The 16,544-nt window shown below is 64.6% G+C and carries 20 protein-coding genes, 2 tRNA genes and 1 riboswitch; of the genes, 13 read left to right on the forward strand and 9 right to left on the reverse strand.

The window, feature by feature from the left end:
- From DRB17_RS01550 to mnhG, 3 genes are read left to right on the forward strand one after another with little or no spacing between them, the layout of a single operon-like run.
- On the forward strand, positions 1-552 hold the full coding sequence (locus DRB17_RS01550) for a Na+/H+ antiporter subunit E (protein ID WP_206607747.1): 552 nt from the start codon (positions 1-3) through the stop codon (positions 550-552).
- A complete protein-coding gene (locus tag DRB17_RS01555) occupies positions 549-905 on the forward strand; it encodes a cation:proton antiporter (RefSeq protein ID WP_114580390.1) in 357 nt (118 codons plus the stop codon). The genes DRB17_RS01550 and DRB17_RS01555 overlap by 4 nt, the downstream gene beginning before the upstream one ends.
- Positions 906-1,316, forward strand: coding sequence for a monovalent cation/H(+) antiporter subunit G (mnhG, locus tag DRB17_RS01560; RefSeq protein WP_114580391.1), 411 nt, complete (start codon positions 906-908; stop codon positions 1,314-1,316).
- Between the two features lie 21 nt (positions 1,317-1,337).
- Here mnhG and DRB17_RS01565 read toward each other — a convergent pair whose 3' ends face one another.
- Together DRB17_RS01565 and DRB17_RS01570 are read right to left on the reverse strand one after the other, a co-directional pair.
- Entirely contained in the window at positions 1,338-2,084 is a 747-nt protein-coding gene (locus DRB17_RS01565; protein ID WP_114580392.1) for an ABC transporter permease, read from the reverse strand.
- The gene (locus DRB17_RS01570) at positions 2,081-2,842 is read right to left on the reverse strand and encodes an ABC transporter ATP-binding protein (protein WP_114580393.1); all 762 of its coding nucleotides are present in this window, start codon (positions 2,840-2,842) and stop codon (positions 2,081-2,083) included. Before DRB17_RS01570 ends, DRB17_RS01565 begins: the two co-directional genes overlap by 4 nt.
- Positions 2,835-2,945: riboswitch (TPP riboswitch) on the reverse strand. (Overlaps the previous gene by 8 nt.)
- Before the next feature lie 120 nt (positions 2,946-3,065).
- Between DRB17_RS01570 and DRB17_RS01575 the strand changes: the two genes are divergently transcribed.
- Both DRB17_RS01575 and DRB17_RS01580 read left to right on the forward strand, forming a co-directional pair.
- Positions 3,066-4,220 (forward strand): acetoin utilization protein AcuC, encoded by a 1,155-nt coding sequence (locus tag DRB17_RS01575; protein WP_241503709.1) that lies wholly within the window; start codon positions 3,066-3,068, stop codon positions 4,218-4,220.
- Positions 4,221-4,246: 26 nt separating this feature from the next.
- Positions 4,247-4,726 carry a DUF192 domain-containing protein gene (locus DRB17_RS01580; protein WP_114580394.1) on the forward strand — a complete coding sequence of 160 codons (480 nt, stop codon included), beginning with the start codon at positions 4,247-4,249 and terminating at the stop codon, positions 4,724-4,726.
- 8 nt (positions 4,727-4,734) lie between these two features.
- On the opposite strand, the gene DRB17_RS01585 is transcribed toward DRB17_RS01580, so the two are convergent.
- A complete protein-coding gene (locus DRB17_RS01585; protein WP_114580395.1) occupies positions 4,735-5,397 on the reverse strand; it encodes an O-methyltransferase in 663 nt (220 codons plus the stop codon).
- Between the two features lie 149 nt (positions 5,398-5,546).
- Here DRB17_RS01585 and DRB17_RS01590 point away from each other — a divergent pair.
- The 3 genes from DRB17_RS01590 to DRB17_RS01600 all read left to right on the forward strand — a co-directional run bounded on the left by DRB17_RS01590 (position 5,547) and on the right by DRB17_RS01600 (position 6,060).
- Positions 5,547-5,623 (forward strand) — tRNA-Pro (locus tag DRB17_RS01590).
- A gap of 35 nt (positions 5,624-5,658) precedes the next feature.
- Entirely contained in the window at positions 5,659-5,964 is a 306-nt protein-coding gene (locus DRB17_RS01595; RefSeq protein ID WP_114580396.1) for an ETC complex I subunit, read from the forward strand.
- A 19-nt stretch (positions 5,965-5,983) separates the two neighbouring features.
- Positions 5,984-6,060: transfer RNA gene (locus DRB17_RS01600), tRNA-Arg, on the forward strand.
- Between the two features lie 14 nt (positions 6,061-6,074).
- On the opposite strand, the gene DRB17_RS01605 is transcribed toward DRB17_RS01600, so the two are convergent.
- On the reverse strand, positions 6,075-6,479 hold the full coding sequence (locus tag DRB17_RS01605; protein WP_114580397.1) for a response regulator: 405 nt from the start codon (positions 6,477-6,479) through the stop codon (positions 6,075-6,077).
- 321 nt (positions 6,480-6,800) lie between these two features.
- On the opposite strand from DRB17_RS01605, the gene DRB17_RS01610 reads away from it, so the two are divergent.
- Positions 6,801-7,625, forward strand: a complete 825-nt coding sequence (locus DRB17_RS01610; protein WP_114580398.1) for a hypothetical protein — start codon at positions 6,801-6,803, stop codon at positions 7,623-7,625.
- 21 nt (positions 7,626-7,646) lie between these two features.
- Here DRB17_RS01610 and modC read toward each other — a convergent pair whose 3' ends face one another.
- The 5 genes from modC to metC all read right to left on the reverse strand — a co-directional run bounded on the left by modC (position 7,647) and on the right by metC (position 11,936).
- The gene (modC, locus tag DRB17_RS01615; protein ID WP_114580399.1) at positions 7,647-8,801 is read right to left on the reverse strand and encodes a molybdenum ABC transporter ATP-binding protein; all 1,155 of its coding nucleotides are present in this window, start codon (positions 8,799-8,801) and stop codon (positions 7,647-7,649) included.
- Between the two features lie 4 nt (positions 8,802-8,805).
- Entirely contained in the window at positions 8,806-9,498 is a 693-nt protein-coding gene (gene modB, locus DRB17_RS01620; RefSeq protein ID WP_114580400.1) for a molybdate ABC transporter permease subunit, read from the reverse strand.
- Between the two features lie 7 nt (positions 9,499-9,505).
- The gene (gene modA / locus DRB17_RS01625; RefSeq protein ID WP_114580401.1) at positions 9,506-10,276 is read right to left on the reverse strand and encodes a molybdate ABC transporter substrate-binding protein; all 771 of its coding nucleotides are present in this window, start codon (positions 10,274-10,276) and stop codon (positions 9,506-9,508) included.
- Between the two features lie 90 nt (positions 10,277-10,366).
- Positions 10,367-10,732, reverse strand: coding sequence for a winged helix-turn-helix domain-containing protein (locus DRB17_RS01630; protein WP_114580402.1), 366 nt, complete (start codon positions 10,730-10,732; stop codon positions 10,367-10,369).
- A 10-nt stretch (positions 10,733-10,742) separates the two neighbouring features.
- Positions 10,743-11,936 (reverse strand): cystathionine beta-lyase, encoded by a 1,194-nt coding sequence (gene metC, locus DRB17_RS01635; RefSeq protein WP_114580403.1) that lies wholly within the window; start codon positions 11,934-11,936, stop codon positions 10,743-10,745.
- Positions 11,937-12,267: 331 nt separating this feature from the next.
- Here metC and DRB17_RS01640 point away from each other — a divergent pair, with 331 nt between their 5' ends.
- The 4 genes from DRB17_RS01640 (at position 12,268) to DRB17_RS01655 (ending at position 16,536) form a co-directional block, all read left to right on the forward strand.
- Complete coding sequence (locus DRB17_RS01640) at positions 12,268-13,296, forward strand: amino acid ABC transporter substrate-binding protein (protein WP_114580404.1); 1,029 nt, start codon at positions 12,268-12,270, stop codon at positions 13,294-13,296.
- Positions 13,297-13,384: 88 nt separating this feature from the next.
- A complete protein-coding gene (locus DRB17_RS01645; protein WP_114580405.1) occupies positions 13,385-14,596 on the forward strand; it encodes an amino acid ABC transporter permease in 1,212 nt (403 codons plus the stop codon).
- 4 nt (positions 14,597-14,600) lie between these two features.
- Positions 14,601-15,701 carry an amino acid ABC transporter permease gene (locus DRB17_RS01650; RefSeq protein ID WP_114580406.1) on the forward strand — a complete coding sequence of 367 codons (1,101 nt, stop codon included), beginning with the start codon at positions 14,601-14,603 and terminating at the stop codon, positions 15,699-15,701.
- Positions 15,702-15,783: 82 nt separating this feature from the next.
- On the forward strand, positions 15,784-16,536 hold the full coding sequence (locus DRB17_RS01655; RefSeq protein WP_114580476.1) for an amino acid ABC transporter ATP-binding protein: 753 nt from the start codon (positions 15,784-15,786) through the stop codon (positions 16,534-16,536).
- The last annotated feature ends 8 nt before the right edge of the window (positions 16,537-16,544 follow it).

Consider the following 16,544-nt stretch of genomic DNA (forward strand, 5'->3'; position numbering starts at 1 on the left):
ATGGCGCGCCAGGCAAAGGATCAGCAGCAGGGCGGAAACCCGTGCGCCGCGGAAACGCGGCAGGCCGAGGCCAATTGGATCAACCTCTTCGTCTTCCATGTCCTGTTGACGATAGCCTGGGGCTTTGTCACCGGCAGTTTCGCATTCGTCAATCTTCTGGCGGGCTTCGTCCTGGCTTACATCGCGCTGTGGCTGCCGAGCCGGCTGTGGGGCGACGTTAAGTACTTCCGCCGGCTGTGGCTGATTCTGCGCCTCATTGGCATCTTCTTTTATGAACTGGCCATATCCGGTTTCACGGTCGCCAGGATGGTTATGACACCGGGCCTGAATTTTCGCTCGGGCATTATCGCCATCCCCCTCGACGCCCGGAACGATTTTGAGATCACGCTGTTCGCCAACCTGATTTCGCTGACGCCCGGCACGCTGAGCATCGATGTGTCGGCGGATCGCAGAACCCTCTATGTGCACGCGATGGCGACGGAAGATCCCGAAGCCGATAAGAAGAGCATGAAGGAAGCCTTCGAGGAGAACATCGCGGAGGCGCTGGAATGACCCCAATGTTCGAGGTCGGCGGATTTCTGGGCGTAGCGGTGACGATTGCCTTCGTTATGCTGGGAATTGCGCTGCTTATGACGTTCATTCGTTTGCTGCGCGGGCCCAGCCTGGCCGACCGGGTGGTCGCGCTGGACATGCTGACGGTGCTGGCCATGGGCTTCATCGCGCTGCGCGTCATCGCGACAGGCCAGGCCTTGTTCCTGGAAATCGCGATAGCCCTTGGGCTTGTCTCGTTTCTTGCCACGGTCTTCTTCGCCCGGCTGATCGAAACCCGGGCGGGGGAACTGGATCACGGCTATGACGTGCCGGACGACGACGGCGCCGCGCCGGGCGGCAGGGAGAAGCGCTAGATGGTCGCGACATTCTTCGACATCCTCGCCGGCGTCGCCGTTCTGATTGGCGCGTTCTTCGTCCTGGTCGCCGCGGTTGGCGTGGTGCGGATGCCCGACGTCTATGTGCGCATGCACGCGGCAACGAAATCGGGAACCCTTGGCTCGGGACTGATGCTGATCGGTGTGGCGATCCAGTCGGGCGAGGTGGATATCATCATGCGGGCGCTGGCGGCGGTCGTCTTCCTGATCGCGACCACGCCGGTGGCCGCGCACCTGCTGGGCCGCGCGGCTTATATCTGCGGGGTGCCGCCGTGGCGTGGCACCTGGATCGACGAACTTAAGGGGCACTACGACCCGGAAACGCATTACCTGTCGGCAGGTAACGAGCCCGTCAATGGTGGCGAAAATCGTTCAAAAACAAAACAATAAGCACGTGAGCTCATGTAACTTTCAAGCGTGCTCCTCCGGCTGCCAGGGAATTGCCCAGCGCAGCGTGCGATCCACGGCGAAGTAGAGGCCGACGGCGAATAGGCCGAGGACAAACAGGGCCGCGAACATCACGTCCACCTGCATGCGGGCGTTGGCGTGCAGCATCAGATAACCCAGCCCCGCGCTGGCCCCGACCCATTCGCCGACTACGGCCCCGATGGGGGCCACCGCCGTCGCGACCCGCAGGCCGGACGCCAGGGCCGGCAAGGCTGCGGGAACCCGCAGACGAAGCAGCGTTCGCAGCCGTCCGCCATTCATCGTCCGCGCAAGGTCGATCCAGCCGGGCTCGGTCCGGCGCAGGCCGTCGAAGAACGCCGAGGTCACGGGGAAATAGATGATCAACGTCGCCATCGCGACTTTTGAAGCGATGCCGTAGCCAAGCCAGAGCGTCAGGATCGGCGCCAGTGCGAACACCGGGATCGCCTGGCTCACCACCAGCACCGGCAGCAGCCAGCGCCGCATCGGCCGGAACGAGGCGATCAGGGTCGCGCTGGCTACGCCCAGGATGGTTCCGAAACCAAGGCCCAGCACGACTTCGGCAACCGTCACGCCGGCATGGCGCAGCAGGGATGTCCAACGCTGCGCCAGCACCTCGGCCACGCTTGCGGGTCCCGGCAGGATGTAGGGTGCGACGCCGCTGGACCAGACGACTGCCTGCCAGAGTGCCAGCAGGCCGGCCAGGATGACGAGGGGGCGCAGCGCACTCATCGTGTCGCCTCCAGCGCGAGGGAGAGGCGGTCGAGCAGCCGCGCCTGGAGCGCCAGCACATCCTGCCGCGCCGCATCGCGCGGCGGTGCGTCGTCCGGCGGCTGCACGCTGTCGTCGAGCACGGCGGGCCGCCCGGCGAGAACGAGGAGCCGGTGGCCCAGGCGCAACGCCTCCAGCGGATCGTGCGTCACCACGAGGACCGTGCGCCCGGTTAGCACCTCGGCCGCCAGCGCCTGCAACTCGTAACGGGTGATGGCGTCGAGGCCGGAGAAGGGCTCGTCCATCAGCACAACCGGCCGATCCTCCATCAACGTTCGTGCCAAGGCCACGCGCTGGCGCATGCCGCCGGAAAGTGCGGCGGGCCGTGCGTCTGTCCGGCCCCCAAGCCCGACACGGACCAGCAGATCATGAGCGCGCCGCCGCTCCGCCTCTCCCACCGTCTCGCCGCGCAGGCGCGATCCGATCAGGACGTTGTCGAGCGCGCTCAGCCACGGCAGCAAGAGGTCCTGCTGCGCCATGTAGGCGATCCGCCCGTCGAGCGGTCTGCCGGCGGCATCGGCAACCGTGCCCTCAGAGTCTGCGGCGAGTCCCGCCACGAGGCGCAGCAGGCTCGTCTTGCCCACTCCGCTGGGGCCGAGAAGGCAGGTCGTCCTGGCGGCCGGAATTTCGAGGTTCAGCTTGTCGAAGAGAAGATGCCCGCCGTACGCCAGACGCGCGCCCTGGATGCGCACTGCCGGGGCTTTGCCGTAATGTTCCACTTCGTCACGCTTCCTTCGCCGGTATCAGCCGGTGCAGGTTCAAGGGGTCGTCCCACAAGTCCGAGACCTCTCAGCCGTCAGTTCGGCTCCCCCGGTGAGTGGCCGGGACGATGGCACGCTTCGCCCACCGCGCCAAGGGGCGACCGCCGTTCCTGCCCTTGCCGGGCAGTGCGGGGGCGTTACCATCCCTGGCATGACGCTTTGTGACCCCGACCGAGCCGCGATGCCCGAGACGACGCAAGCCGCCTTTCCGGATGCGGCGATGCGGCCGCGGTTCATCGGCAGCGAGATCTACCGGCATTCCAGCTATGGCCGGAAGCATCCGCTGGCGATTCCCCGCGTCTCCACCTGCATCGACCTGTGCCGGGCCATGGGCTGGCTGCCGGACGAAGTTTATCAAGACAGCCCGCGCGCCACGCCGGCGCAACTTGCCCACTTCCATGACTCCGCTTATGTCGCGGCGGTGCAGGCGGCCGAGCGCGAACAGGCGGTATCAGACGAGGTGAGAGCGCGCCACGGCCTTGGCGCGAACGGGAATCCGGTGTTCCCGGAAGTCTTCCGCCGGCCGGCCACCGCGTCGGGCGGCTCCATCCTGGCGGCACGGCTGCTGCTCGGCGGTGCCGGAACGGTCTACAATCCGGCGGGCGGAACGCATCACGGGCGCCCGGACCGGGCCAGCGGCTTCTGCTACTTCAACGATCCCGTTCTTGCCATCCTGACGCTGCTGGACGGCGGAATTGGCCGCGTACTTTACGTCGACGTCGATGCGCACCATGGCGACGGCGTGCAGGACGCCTTTCACGACGATTCGCGCGTCCTCACCATGTCGGTGCACGAATCCGGCCGTTGGCCGATGACGGGTGGCGGGAGGGGGGCCGCCAGCGACCGCGCCGGTGGCATGGCCCGGAATATCCCGGTGCCTCCCGGCTTCAACGACAGTGAGATGGATTACGTGCTGGAGGCGGCCTTGCTGCCGCTGGGCGAGGCTTTTGAGCCGGACGCGATAGTGATCCAGTGTGGCAGCGATGCCCTGAGCGAGGACCCGCTGAGCCGGTTGGAGCTGTCCAATGGCGCCCTCTGGCACGTTGTCGCCAATACGGCGAGGTTGGCGCCGCGGGTGTTGTGCCTGGGTGGCGGCGGGTATAATCCCTGGTCCGTGGGACGTTGCTGGGCCGGAGTCTGGGCGACGCTGAACGGCCTGACGGTTCCGGACCGGCTGCCTGACGCCGCGGAACGGGTATTGCGCGGTCTGTCCTGGCGGCATAGCCGGGGGCGAAACCCGCCGGAGCATTGGTTCACGACGCTGGCGGACGCACCGCGGCACGGCCCCGTCCGGTCGGAGGTCCGCAATGCCGTCGCCTCCGTCCTGGCGCCTTGAAACCGGAGAGGGAGTTCGGTGTGCGCATGGCGTTCAAGCTGGTCCTGGGTACGGCTCTGTTGGTTCTGATGGCCGTGGCGGCGCCGTTTTCCGGGGCCGCGCAGATCATGCAGAAGTTCGAGACGGACAGCCTGACGATCGTTACCGCGGACGGCGCCCGGCACGGCTTCACCGTCGAGCTGGCGACGACGCCCCGGCAGCGGGCGCAGGGATTGATGTACCGCCGGGACCTGGCGGCGGATCGTGGCATGCTGTTCGTCTATCGCCGACCCAGGGATGTCTCCATGTGGATGAAGAACACCTTCATCCCGCTCGACATGCTGTTCATCGACGAAGACGGCCGTGTGGTGCGGATAGCAGAGCGCACCGTACCCGAATCGCTTCAGACTATCTCTTCCGGTAAGCCGGTGCTGGCCGTACTGGAGCTGCGCGGCGGCAGCGCCGACCGACTCGGACTCTCCGACGGCGACGAGGTGCGTCACCGCGTATTCGAGAACGCTGAGTAGCCGGCTGCCTACCGCTTCCGAGCCAGCGTAAGGCCGTCGCCGATGGGGAGCATGGACAGCGTGATGCGCTCGTCGTCGCGCAGCTTGGCGTTGAAGGCGCGGATGGCCTCGACAGACTCCTCGTGCCGGTCCGGGTCGACCACCGAGCCGCCCCACAGGACGTTGTCCACGGCGACGAGGCCGCCCGGGCGAATGAGCGTCAGGCAGCGCTCGTAATAGCCGTCGTAGTTCTCCTTGTCGGCGTCTATGAAGGCGAAGTCGTAGCGTTCGCGCCCGCCTTCAGCGATCAGGCCGTCAAGCGTCTGCAGGGCTGGTGCGAGCCGCAGGTCGATCTTGTTCGTCACGCCCGCCTCGGCCCAATAGCGGCGGGCGATTCGGGTGTAGTCCTCGCTGACGTCGCAGGTGACGATGCGGCCGCCTTCGGGCATTGCAAGGGCCATCCAGGTGCTGGAATAGCCGGTGAAGGTGCCGATCTCGATCAGCCGCCGCGCACCTGTTAGCTGGACCAGAAGGTGCATGAACTGCCCCTGTTCGGGGCCGATCTGCATGTCCGGGTCGTCGAGTCGCGCGGTTTCCTGGCGCAGCCGGGCGAGAACCTGGGGCTCGCGCAGCGACATCTCCTGCAGGTACCGATGCAGGCGCTCGTCGAGATTCAGGGTGCGGCGCGTCATCGCGGCTTGGCTCCTTCCGGTGCGGGCGGGGTTCCGCGCGCTTGGCGGGCAGCGCATGATAGGCCCTGCGGGAAAGCCTGCTCAAGCGCCTATGGTTGCGGTCTGCGTGGATGTTCGTATATTCCACCCGTCTGCACCATTGGCCGTGTCGGGGCGTAGCTCAGCCTGGCAGAGCGCCTGCTTTGGGAGCAGGAGGCCGCAGGTTCGAATCCTGCCGCCCCGACCAGGTGCGACGGATAAAGGGAAACCGGCGAGGACTCGATGCAAGCGCGGATCTACCAGATGCCGAAGACGGCCATGCAGTCGGGCCGGGCGAACACCGGCCGGTGGGTGCTGGAGTTCGAGGCGGCCAACAAGCGCGAGGTCGAGCCGCTGATGGGCTGGACGTCCAGCTCGGACACCCAGACGCAGGTTCGGATCTGGTTCGACAGCAAGGAAGACGCCATCCGCCACTGCGAGCGCGAGGGCTATATGTACACGGTCGAGGATCCGCGCACCCGCAATGTCAGGCCGAAATCCTACGCCGACAACTTCAAGTACAAGCGCCTCGGCATCTGGACCCACTAGGACGCCGCGGCGCCTGTGGGCGCCCGTAGCTCAATTGGATAGAGCACCGGCCTTCTAAGCCGGTGGTTGCAGGTTCAAGCCCTGCCGGGCGCGCCACGCTTTTCCCGGTTTCAGGACCCACTCGATTCGTCGTTTTCGCTGGCAATGGTCGCGCTCTCGCCGGCAACAGCAGCGATCAGTTCTTCCATCTCGAAGGGCTTCCGTAAGGTAGCATCGGCGCCAGCGGCCGCTGCCGCACGAAGGAGCAGGTCGGAATTGAGCGTGTACGTGCCAGCCGTGATTGCGACGATATGAAGACGCGGAAAGCTGCGACGGGCAAATCGAATGAGTTCGAGGCCGTCCATGTCCGGCATCACAATGTCGCTAACCAGTGCATCGAACCTCTTTGCTTGCAGGGCGCGCAGACCCTCAAGCCCGCCCGCAACGGTCACGACATCGCAGCCACCTTCTCTCAAAGCTTCGCTTAGCAGATGCCGTATGGTGTGGTTGTCTTCTACAAGAAGTATCCGGCGCATCTCACCCTTGCCCTGGTTTTTTGATTTCTATCTGTGGCTCATTGCAAGGCAGGCTATTTCAAGAAATACGAGAATCAATAAAATCAATTTTAGTTAAAAGTTAGATTGAAATTCCAACACGGACGTGCGCGCCAAAAAGTTGTAATATCCCAATAGAATGCTCGCAAAACGGGCTAAGGATATCGATTAAAACGCGAACACCCCATTTTGTATCTGGCTATGCTTGCGGCTTCTTCCCTGCGCCGAAAGCCTTTATTTACCTTCAGTCAGTAGTTTCCGCTCCGGGGTTTTGGCGAGCGGAGGGGCGAGGTGCGCTCCCTGATGGCGGCTGTGGTGCTGCTGCTGGCGGTGACTGGTCCGGCGATTGGCGGGATGGCCGAGGCATTGGTTGAGAACTTGCGGCCGACTGGCGACGGTGTGCGTTTCCAGACAGCAAGCGTCGAGGCCGAGCTTGGCTTTCAACCGACGGAGCTTTCACTGCCAAGCCCCGAAAGGGCACGATTGGTGGTTCGTCTGGGCCCATTGGATGCGGTGGGTTTTGCCGGCGACCAAGCTTCAGGCCGATTCGGCGGGGTAGGGCGGGGCAGCCTTCGGCGCTCTCCCTACATTGGCCTTGCCGGGCGTGGCGACGGGTTCTTCCTGCGCCACGATTTCGGGAGCGCGGCACTGGCTGCAACGTTCCTTCAGGGCAGGGACGGCGGAATCGCGGCCGGCGAGGCGGCGGTCGATGTCGATCGTCTGCGAATTGTCATGCAAGGCGGCGTTCTTCGCGAGGACGACAGCGCACTCGACGGTCGCGCGGAAGGGACCGCGAAAACCGCCTTCGCGGGCATGATGATCGGTGTCGCGCCCATCCGGCGCCTAGATGTGTCGATGGGTTGGCACGAGGGTCGAACTCGGGTCGAGAGGGCAGGGCCGTTGCCCAGCCGATCCCTCGGCCTTGCCGCAAGCATCCGGGAACCGATGTTTGCGGGCGATAAATTCTCCTTCGGGCTTGATCAGGACGTCGCCGAGACCGGAGATTTTGCGCCGACGTTGTCCGGTTCTTACAGCCTGCCGCTGCCGGTGGGCCGCGTGCTGGCCAACGGCCGGCACGTCAGCGAAGAGGAAACGCGGCTTCGCCTTTCCTACGCGCTGGAATGGTAGGGCGTGGCGTTGGCGGCGATGTCAGTCCCCCGACCCCGCATCGGGTGGCAGCGAGGCCCCGGCGGGCACGAAGCGGGCATTGGCCGCGCGCCTGCCAAGGCTGTGCCGGTCGACAGCGACGGCCTTCACCATCGCAAAAACCTTTCGGCCCGGACACAGCCCGAGTTCCGCCAGCGACTTGGCGGTGATCCGTGCCCACAGTGGTGCGTCTCCCACATCCAGCCGCAGGTCGACCAGCGCGCCGCCGTCCTCGCCGACCTCCGCAACCGTGCCCTGGAATACATTGAGAATACTGCATTCTTCGGGCGGCCGAAGAGCAAGGGCAACGTCGCGGGCACGGATCCGCACCCGCAGTTGCGCGCCGATCGGAAGGTCGAGGGCGGGTACCCGAAGCACGCCCCCGGCAAAACCAAGTTGCGTCAGACCGTATTCGCGCTCGTGACCGACCACCGCGGCGGGCAATGCGGCGCCGGCTTCGTAGCGGCCGGTAAGTGGGCGCAGGTCCAGCCGGCCGGTCAAGTCCTCCACCGGGCCAGCGGCGGCCACGTGCCCCGCGTTCATCAGCACGAGCGTGTCGGCGAGGCGGATGATCTCGTCCATCGCGTGGCTGACGTAGACGATGGGAACTTGCAGGTCGTCACGTAGCCGCTCGATAAACGGCAGGATCTCGTCCTTGCGTGGCTGATCCAGCGAGGCCAGCGGCTCGTCCATAAGCAGCACGCGGGGATTGGCCAGCAGGGCGCGGCCAAGAGCGACCCGCTGCCGCTCGCCCCCGGAAAGGTCGCGCGGACGGCGATGGAGCAGACCCTCCAGTCCCAGCAGCTCGACCACATGACTGAAGTCGATGGCCCCCTCGCCACGCGGCGCCCTGCGCAGGCCATAACGCAGGTTGCCCCGCACGGAGTAATGCGGAAACAGGCGCGCTTCCTGAAAGACGTAGCCGATGCGTCGCCGCTCCGGCGGGACATCGATGCCCTGGCTGGAATCGAACAGCGTCGTACCGTTGATGGCGATCCGTCCGCTGTCCGGTCGCACGAGGCCCGCCAGCGCATTGACCACCGTGGTCTTGCCCACGCCCGAGCGGCCGAAAAGGGCGACGACACCATGCGTCTCGCAGGCGAACTCGGCGTCCAGGTCGAAGTCGCCGAGGCGTTTTACGATCGAGACTTCAAGCATGGTCTCAGCCGCCGACCCTGGCCTTGAGCTGCCGGGCCAGTAGTTCCGAGCCGGCCAGGGCGGCGAGCGCCAGGATTACGGAAATCGCCGCAAGCCTCAACGCGCCGGCCTCCCCCTCGGGTGTCTGCACAAGGCTGTAGAGCGCGAGCGGCAGGGTGCGAGTCTCGCCAGGAATGTTGGAAACGAAGGTGATGGTGGCGCCGAACTCGCCCAGGCTGCGGGCGAATCCGAGAATCGCACCAACGAGGATGCCCGGGGCCGTGAGCGGAAGGGTCACCGTGAAGAATACTTCCGCCCGCCCGGCACCGAGCGTCCGGGCCGCCGATTCCAGTCGCGTGTCGACAGCTTCGATGGACAGCCGTATGGCGCGGACCATGAGCGGGAAAGCCATCACCGCCGCCGCAAGCGCCGCGCCTTGCCAGGTGAAGGCGACCGTCAGGCCGAACGCGCTGTCGAGCCAAGCGCCGATTGGGCCGTTGCGCCCGAAAAGCAGCAGCAGTGCATAGCCGACCACGACCGGCGGCAACACCAGCGGAAGGTGGACCAAGCCGTTCAGCAGGGTCTTGCCGGGAAACTCGCGCCGCGCCAGAAGCCACGCGACGAAGAGCGCCGCCGGCAATCCGATCCCGACCGCCCAGATCGAAACCTGGAGGCTGAGGGTCAGGGCTTCGGCTTCGAGGTCGGAGAGTGCGAACATGCCGGCTTCAGGATGCGGGTTCGGGCCGATCCGTGCGGAAGCCGTGCGAACGGAATATCTCGGCCGCTTTAGGGCTCCGCAGGAACTTGTAGAAAGCGCGAGCCGCCGACCTGTCCCGACCGTCGACGAGGGCCAGCGGGTAGCTTATGGGTGGATGGCTGTCGCTCGGGAACCGCTCGGCGATACGCACGGCGTCGCTCACTCGGGCGTCAGTCGAGTAGACGACGCCGGCGGCCGCTTCCCCACGCGCGACAAGGGCCAGCGCCACGCGAACATCGCTGCCGAACGCCGTCTTGTCCCGAAGATCGCTCCATAACCCAAGATGTTCCAGCGCCGCCTTGGCATAGCGACCGGCCGGGACATGCGTGGGATCTCCCATCGCAAGCCGCCGGTCCCCCAGATAGGCCGGCAGGTCGGTCAGCGATTTCGGCGCCGGAGCATCCGAAGGAATCACCAGAACCAATTCGTTACTCAAAAGTATCATCCGGCTTTCGGCGGCGATTCCGCCGCGGTCCTCCAGCCAATCCATCCAGGCCGTGTTGGCGGAAAGGTAAATCTCCCCCGGCGCGCCGGCGGCCAGTTGCTTCGCCAGGGTGGAGGATGCCGCGAACGATGCGCGGACCGGGCCGATTCCCTCGGCCTCGTACGCCTCGATAACCGCGGACATGGCGTCCGTCGTGCTGGCGGCGGCGAATACCGTCACAGGCTCCTCCGCCTCGGCTACGTCGGCTTGAACGCACAATAGCGCGAAAGCGGCTGCAACGGCGTGCCGGAACATTGCGTGGACTCCCACTCGGTCAGCATGCGTTATGTTTGGCGAAATATAGCGCTACTTGCAAGAGGGAGAGACAGTGACGGGTGTTCTGGGTCAACCGGATGGGGACTCGCCACCGTCAACGCCCGACATAAGGTCGTGGAAGCAGGCAAGGTCGTCGGCCAGCAAGCGCTCAGCCTTGGCCTCCATGGCGCGATAGCGGGACAACACCTGCTGGCCCATCGCGCTCAACGCCGCGCCGCCGCCGCCCCGCCCGCCGGCCGCCGACTCCACCAGCGGGGCCTTGAAGCTGCGATTCATCGTATCCACCAGAAGCCAGGCGCGGCGGTACGACATCCCCATGCTGCGCGCCGCCGCCGAGATCGAGCCTTCGCGCCCGATCGCCTCCAGCAGATCGGCCTTGCCCGGCCCGATCGCCACGGCCTCTCCAAGCAGGACACGCAGTCGCGGGGCAGCCATGGTGAGGCTCCTACTCGTCCGTGGCGGCATTGAGCCGCTGGAAGCCCGCCTCCAGGTCCGCGATCAGGTCGCCGGCGTCCTCCAGCCCGGCGTGGAACCTCAGAACAGGGGCGGCGGCCTTCCATGCCGTGGCGGTGCGGTGGGGCCGGCCGGCGATGACGAGGCTTTCGAAGCCGCCCCAGCTTGCGCCGATTCCGAACAGCTCGTAGCCGTCGCACATCGAGGCAACGGCGGCGTCGGAATAGGGGTGTGAAAGGACGACGCCGAAAAGTCCGCTGGCACCATCGAAGTCGCGCTTCCACAAACCGTGCTGCGGATGCTGTTCAAGCGGCGGGTAGAGCACGCTGGCGACCTCGTCCCGTGCCTGCAGCCACGCCGCCAGTTCCAGCGCGTTTTGCCAATGACGCCGTAAACGCACGTCGAGCGTCCGCAGGCCACGCATGCCGAGGTAAGCGTCGTCGGGCGCCGCGGCCATGCCCAGTTCGAACGTGGTCTTGCGCAGGGCACTCGCCCACTCGTCGTTGGCCGTCACGGCGCCCAGCATGGCGTCGGCGTGGCCGACGATGTACTTCGTCGCCGCCTGGATCGAGAGGTCGACACCATGCTCCAGGGGGCGGAAGAACAACGGCGTGGCCCAGGTGTTGTCCATCAGCACCGCGAGCCCCTTGCTTTTCGCCGCGGCGGCGAGGGCCGGGACATCCTGGACCTCGAATGTCATGGACCCTGGCGATTCCAGCAGGATCGCTTTCGTCTCCGGCCGGATCAGGCCCATGAGGGCGTCCCCATCCAGGGTCGGATCGAAATAGGTGGTCTCGACGCCGAACCGGCGCAGCAGCCCGTCGCACAGGGAGCGCGTCGGACGATAAGCGCTATCCGCCACCAGAACGTGATCGCCGCTTGCGAGCACGGTCATCAATGCCGTCGTGATGGCGGCCAGCCCGGATGGAAAGAGCAGCGTATCCGCGCCGCCTTCAAGATCCGTCAGGGCGTCCTGCAAGGCGTGCTGCGTCGGCGTGCCGAAGCGTCCGTAGACCGTGGCGCCCTTCTCGAATCGGCGCTGCCCTCCCGCCTGATAGCCGGCGAGGTCCGGTGACAGGATGGTCGATGCGTGGAAGACTGGTGGGTTAACCGCCCCGGCGAATCGCTTCGGATCGCGCCCCAGGTGGGTGAGCCGCGTGGTTGGTTTGCGTCGATCCCTTGCCATCCGTCCCCTCTCTTGCCCCGATTCATCTCGGTTCTGGTGCGCGACAACGCATGTGGCAACGCGTTATATCCTTCGCGCTATACCCGGGCAAATTTGCTTGATTCCGCCACTTCAGCGCGCATGTCCATGTTATGACGCGGTGCGATAGTTGGTGTTCGCATGTCGGAATTGTTGCGTTTGTCCCTCTAATGCGACATCGTTCGCCTATCGGTTCGCACGAAGGTGGCCGAGGGCCAGGCAACTCCCTGGCTGCTCCAAAACCTGCTGCGGAACCGAGCGAAGCGACATAAGAACGCAGATTCGAACTGAACAGAAGACAGGGAAGGCTTCCATGAGGCGAACGAAATGGTTTGCCGCCGCGACGGTGGCGGCGTTTGTCGGTGCAGCCGGTGTAGCCCAGGCGGGTGACACGTTCGATTCCGTCATGGAACGGGGAACCGTTCGCTGTGGCGTGAACACTGGCTTGGCTGGCTTCTCCATTGCCGACGACCAGGGCAACTGGACCGGCCTCGACGTCGATTACTGCCGCGCGGTTGCGGCGGCCGTGGTCGGCGACTCGGACAAGGTGGAGTTCGTTCCGCTCTCCGCGCAGCAGCGTTTCACCGCGCTTCAGTCGGGCGAGGTCGACGTGCTGTCGCGTAATACCACCTGGACCCTGACACGCGACGTGTCGCTCGGCATCCATTTTGCCGGCATCAACTTCTACGACGGCCAGGGTTTCATGGTCCCCGCCGATCTTGGCGTTGACAGCGCCAAGCAGCTCGACGGCGCAGAAGTATGCGTGCAGACCGGCACCACAACCGAGTTGAACCTCGCCGACTATTTCCGGGCACAGAACATGTCGTTCAAGCCGGTGGTGTTCGAGGGCTTCGAGGAATCGCTGAGTGCGTTCTTCGCAGGCCGCTGCCAGGTCTATACGACGGACAAGTCCGGCCTTGCGGCGATCAAGTCCGTCGATGCCCCGAACCCGGACGACTACAAGATCCTGCCCGAAACCATTTCGAAAGAGCCGCTGGGCCCGTCGGTGCGCCGTGGCGACGACGCGTGGTTCGCCATTGCGAAGTGGGTCCTGATCGCGCTGGTCCAGGCCGAGGAGTCGGGCATCACGTCGGATAACATCGACGACATGAAGGCGAATTCCGACAACCCGATGGTCAAGCGGGTGCTCGGCGCCTCCGGCGACATGGGCGAGAAGCTCGGCCTCGATCCCGAGTGGGCCTATCGCGCCATCAAGCAGATGGGCAACTACGGCGAGATGTACGATCGTAATGTCGGCATGGAATCGCCGCTGGGGCTGGACCGTGGCCTCAACGCCCAGTGGACCGACGGCGGCCTGATGTACGCCCCGCCGATCCGCTAATAACGGACCTTGCCTGAACCTGCCGCCCCGCTCTCATGCACGAGAGCGGGGCGGCAGCGGTCCTATCTCTAAAGCAAGGGCACGTGCGATGGCAGAGCAAGTCGCGCGAAAGGCCGGGGATTCCGCGGCACCGCCGCGTCGGGAGGCAGGCGCCTTCCTCCGCGATCCTCGCGTCCGGGCAGTTCTGTATCAGATCCTGGTGCTTGGCGGCGTCATCCTTCTTGTTGCCTATCTCGTGTCGAACACGATGGACAATCTGGAGGAACGGTCGATCCGCACGGGCTTCGGATTCCTCAGCAACGAAGCTGGCTTCTACATTGGCGAAACCACCTTCGTCGCCTACGAGGCGTCGGACAGCTATGGCCAGGCATTCGTCGTCGGCCTGCTGAACACTTTGCGCGTTGCGTTGCTGGGTATCGTGCTGTCGACCATCATCGGAGCGATCGTCGGCATCGCGCGGCTGTCCAGCAACTGGCTGATCGCCAAGCTGGCTTCGGTGTATGTCGAGGTCATGCGGAACATCCCGTTGTTACTGCAACTTTTCTTCTGGTACGGCGCCATCAGCTTCCTGCTGCCTTCCGTGCGCGATGCCATAACGGTCATACCGGGGGTGTTCCTCAGCAAGAGTGGGCTGCAATACGCCGTGCCGGTCAGCCATCCGATCCATCCGTGGATGGGGCTGGCCTTCCTGGCCGCTATCGCCGCGTGCGTCGTCTATTATAAATGGGCCAAGCGCCATCAGGCGGAGACGGGTCGCGAGCCCAACCTGCTGCTGCCCAGTTTGGGGATGCTGATCGGTCTGCCGGCGCTCGTTTGGCTCGCGGGCGGTGCCCCGACCCAGATGGACGTGCCCGAACTGGCGACCTTCCGCTATGTCGGCGGCACCAGTGTGACGCCGGAGTTCCTGGCGCTGTTGCTGGGTCTGACATTCTATACGGCCGGCTTTATCGCGGAGATTGTGCGAAGCGGCATCGTCGCGGTGGCCTGGGGGCAGACGGAAGCCGCGTCGGCCATCGGCCTGTCGCGCACGCTGGTGCTGCGCCTCGTCCTTCTGCCGCAAGCGTTGCGCATCATTGTGCCGCCGACGACGAGCCAGTACCTGAACCTGACGAAGAACTCTTCGCTTGCCGTGGCGATCGGCTACCCGGACCTCGTGTCCGTCGGCAATACCACGTTGAACCAGACCGGACAGGCGATCGAGTGCATCTCCATCATGATGGCCTGCTACCTGACCATCAGCCTTTCGATCAGCTTCTTCATGAACTGGTACAACAAGCACATCGCGTTGGTGGAGCGCTAGGGACGTGTCGGTACCAAACAGCGGCGAAAAGACCGAGCTGCCCCCGCCGAAGACCCAGGTCGGCGTGATTGGCTGGCTCCGCGCGAACCTGTTCAACGGTTGGTTCAATACACTGTTGACGCTGATCGCTGGCTACATCCTGATCTCGACCGTGCCGCCCCTGATTGACTGGCTGTTCCTCGACGCCGTCTGGGGGATGGTCGATCCCGAGGTGTGCAAACAGGCGGAAGGCGCCTGCTGGACATTCATCCGGGAGAAGTACCGCCTGATCCTGTTCGGGACCTACCCCTTCAACGAGCAATGGCGGCCGCTTGTCGGCGTGCTGCTTCTGCTGACGGTGGTGGGCTTCAGCTGCAACCGGCGTTTCTGGCATCCCTGGCTGGGCGCGGTCTGGCTGGCCACGCTGCTGATCTATCTGATGTTGCTGGGCGGCGGAGTGCTTGGCCTGACGCCGGTTCGCACGGAACTGTGGGGCGGCCTGCCGCTGACCCTGCTGCTGGCGGTCGTCGGCATCGTCGTCGCTTTCCCGCTATCGATTCTGTTGGCGCTCGGCCGACGCTCGAATATGCCGATCGTGAAGTCGATCTGCATCGGGTATATCGAGCTGGTGCGCGGCGTGCCGCTGATTACGTTGCTGTTCATGGCGTCGTTCATGCTCCCGCTCTTCATGCCGACAGGAGTAAGTATCGACGCCCTGCTACGCGCGCAGGTCGCGATCATCATCTTTGTGTCGTCTTACTTGGCCGAGGTGATCCGCGGCGGCCTGCAGGCGCTGCCGAAAGGGCAGTACGAGGGCGCTGAATCGCTGGGGCTGACCTACTGGCAGACGCAGCGCAAGATCATCCTGCCGCAGGCCTTGAAGATATCCATTCCGCCGATCGTCAATACCTACCTCGGCATGTTCAAGGACACCTCGCTGGTCGCCATCGTCAGCCTCACCGACCTGTTGCTGGCGACCCGGCAGGCATTCGCCGATCCGGAATGGCGGTCCTTCTTCGTGGAGGGCTACGTCTTCATCGCCATCATCTACTGGTGCTTCTGCTTCTTCATGTCGAAGTACAGCCAGCACCTCGAACGCGTCCTGGATACGGGCCACAAACGCTAGGCCGCCGCGAGAAGGAGCCAATCGGATGAGCCAAACCGAAGGTGTCAGCGCCGAATCCAAGTCGAGGGAAGCGGCCCGGCGGATGCCTGCACCGGATGCCAATGCGATCATCGAAATGATCGATGTCCACAAGTGGTTCGGCCAGTTCCATGTGCTGCGCGACATCAATCTCTCGGTGAACCAGAAGGAACGAATCGTCATTTGCGGTCCTTCGGGCTCCGGCAAGTCCACCTTGATCCGTTGCATCAACCGCCTGGAGGAACACCAGCGCGGGCAGATTATCGTCGATGGCGTCGAACTCACGAACGACATCAAGAAGATCGAAACGATCCGCCGCGAAGTCGGCATGGTCTTCCAGCACTTCAATCTGTTCCCGCACCTCACCGTGCTGGAGAACCTGACTCTCGGTCCGATCTGGGTAAAAAAGACGCCCAAGGCGGAGGCCGAGGAGACGGCCATGAACTACTTGGAGCGCGTGAAGATTCCGGAGCAGGCGGACAAGTATCCCGGCCAGCTTTCCGGCGGCCAGCAGCAGCGCGTAGCCATCGCCCGGTCGTTGTGCATGAACCCCAAGGTCATGCTGTTCGATGAGCCAACCTCGGCCCTCGATCCTGAAATGATCAAGGAAGTTCTCGACGTGATGATCGAGCTTGCTGAAACCGGCATGACGATGCTTGTCGTCACTCACGAGATGGGCTTCGCGCGAACCGTGGCGGACCGGGTTATCTTCATGGATGGCGGCGAGATCATCGAGCAGAACGAGCCCGAAGAGTTCTTCCACAACCCGCAGTCCGAGCGCACGAAGATGTTCCTCAGCCAGATCCTGAAGCACTAGGCGGCGCG

The organism is Ferruginivarius sediminum (assembly GCF_003344765.1).
Lineage (GTDB): Bacteria > Pseudomonadota > Alphaproteobacteria > Kiloniellales > Rhodovibrionaceae > Ferruginivarius > Ferruginivarius sediminum.

Excerpts from the sequence above, each read along its gene's own strand:
- DRB17_RS01580 (WP_114580394.1), top strand. The coding sequence starts at position 4,247 with ATGGCGTTCAAGCTGGTCCTGGGTACGGCTCTGTTGGTTCTGATGGCC.
- metC (WP_114580403.1), bottom strand. The coding sequence starts at position 11,936 with ATGGCAAGGGATCGACGCAAACCAACCACGCGGCTCACCCACCTGGGG.
- mnhG (WP_114580391.1), top strand. The coding sequence starts at position 906 with ATGGTCGCGACATTCTTCGACATCCTCGCCGGCGTCGCCGTTCTGATT.
- DRB17_RS01645 (WP_114580405.1), top strand. The coding sequence starts at position 13,385 with ATGGCAGAGCAAGTCGCGCGAAAGGCCGGGGATTCCGCGGCACCGCCG.
- modA (WP_114580401.1), bottom strand. The coding sequence starts at position 10,276 with ATGTTCCGGCACGCCGTTGCAGCCGCTTTCGCGCTATTGTGCGTTCAA.
- DRB17_RS01595 (WP_114580396.1), top strand. The coding sequence starts at position 5,659 with ATGCAAGCGCGGATCTACCAGATGCCGAAGACGGCCATGCAGTCGGGC.
- DRB17_RS01610 (WP_114580398.1), top strand. The coding sequence starts at position 6,801 with ATGGCGGCTGTGGTGCTGCTGCTGGCGGTGACTGGTCCGGCGATTGGC.
- DRB17_RS01605 (WP_114580397.1), bottom strand. The coding sequence starts at position 6,479 with ATGCGCCGGATACTTCTTGTAGAAGACAACCACACCATACGGCATCTG.
- modB (WP_114580400.1), bottom strand. The coding sequence starts at position 9,498 with ATGTTCGCACTCTCCGACCTCGAAGCCGAAGCCCTGACCCTCAGCCTC.
- modC (WP_114580399.1), bottom strand. The coding sequence starts at position 8,801 with ATGCTTGAAGTCTCGATCGTAAAACGCCTCGGCGACTTCGACCTGGAC.
- DRB17_RS01640 (WP_114580404.1), top strand. The coding sequence starts at position 12,268 with ATGAGGCGAACGAAATGGTTTGCCGCCGCGACGGTGGCGGCGTTTGTC.
- DRB17_RS01565 (WP_114580392.1), bottom strand. The coding sequence starts at position 2,084 with ATGAGTGCGCTGCGCCCCCTCGTCATCCTGGCCGGCCTGCTGGCACTC.
- DRB17_RS01630 (WP_114580402.1), bottom strand. The coding sequence starts at position 10,732 with ATGGCTGCCCCGCGACTGCGTGTCCTGCTTGGAGAGGCCGTGGCGATC.
- DRB17_RS01575 (WP_241503709.1), top strand. The coding sequence starts at position 3,066 with ATGCCCGAGACGACGCAAGCCGCCTTTCCGGATGCGGCGATGCGGCCG.
- DRB17_RS01550 (WP_206607747.1), top strand. The coding sequence starts at position 1 with ATGGCGCGCCAGGCAAAGGATCAGCAGCAGGGCGGAAACCCGTGCGCC.
- DRB17_RS01555 (WP_114580390.1), top strand. The coding sequence starts at position 549 with ATGACCCCAATGTTCGAGGTCGGCGGATTTCTGGGCGTAGCGGTGACG.
- DRB17_RS01585 (WP_114580395.1), bottom strand. The coding sequence starts at position 5,397 with ATGACGCGCCGCACCCTGAATCTCGACGAGCGCCTGCATCGGTACCTG.
- DRB17_RS01655 (WP_114580476.1), top strand. The coding sequence starts at position 15,784 with ATGCCTGCACCGGATGCCAATGCGATCATCGAAATGATCGATGTCCAC.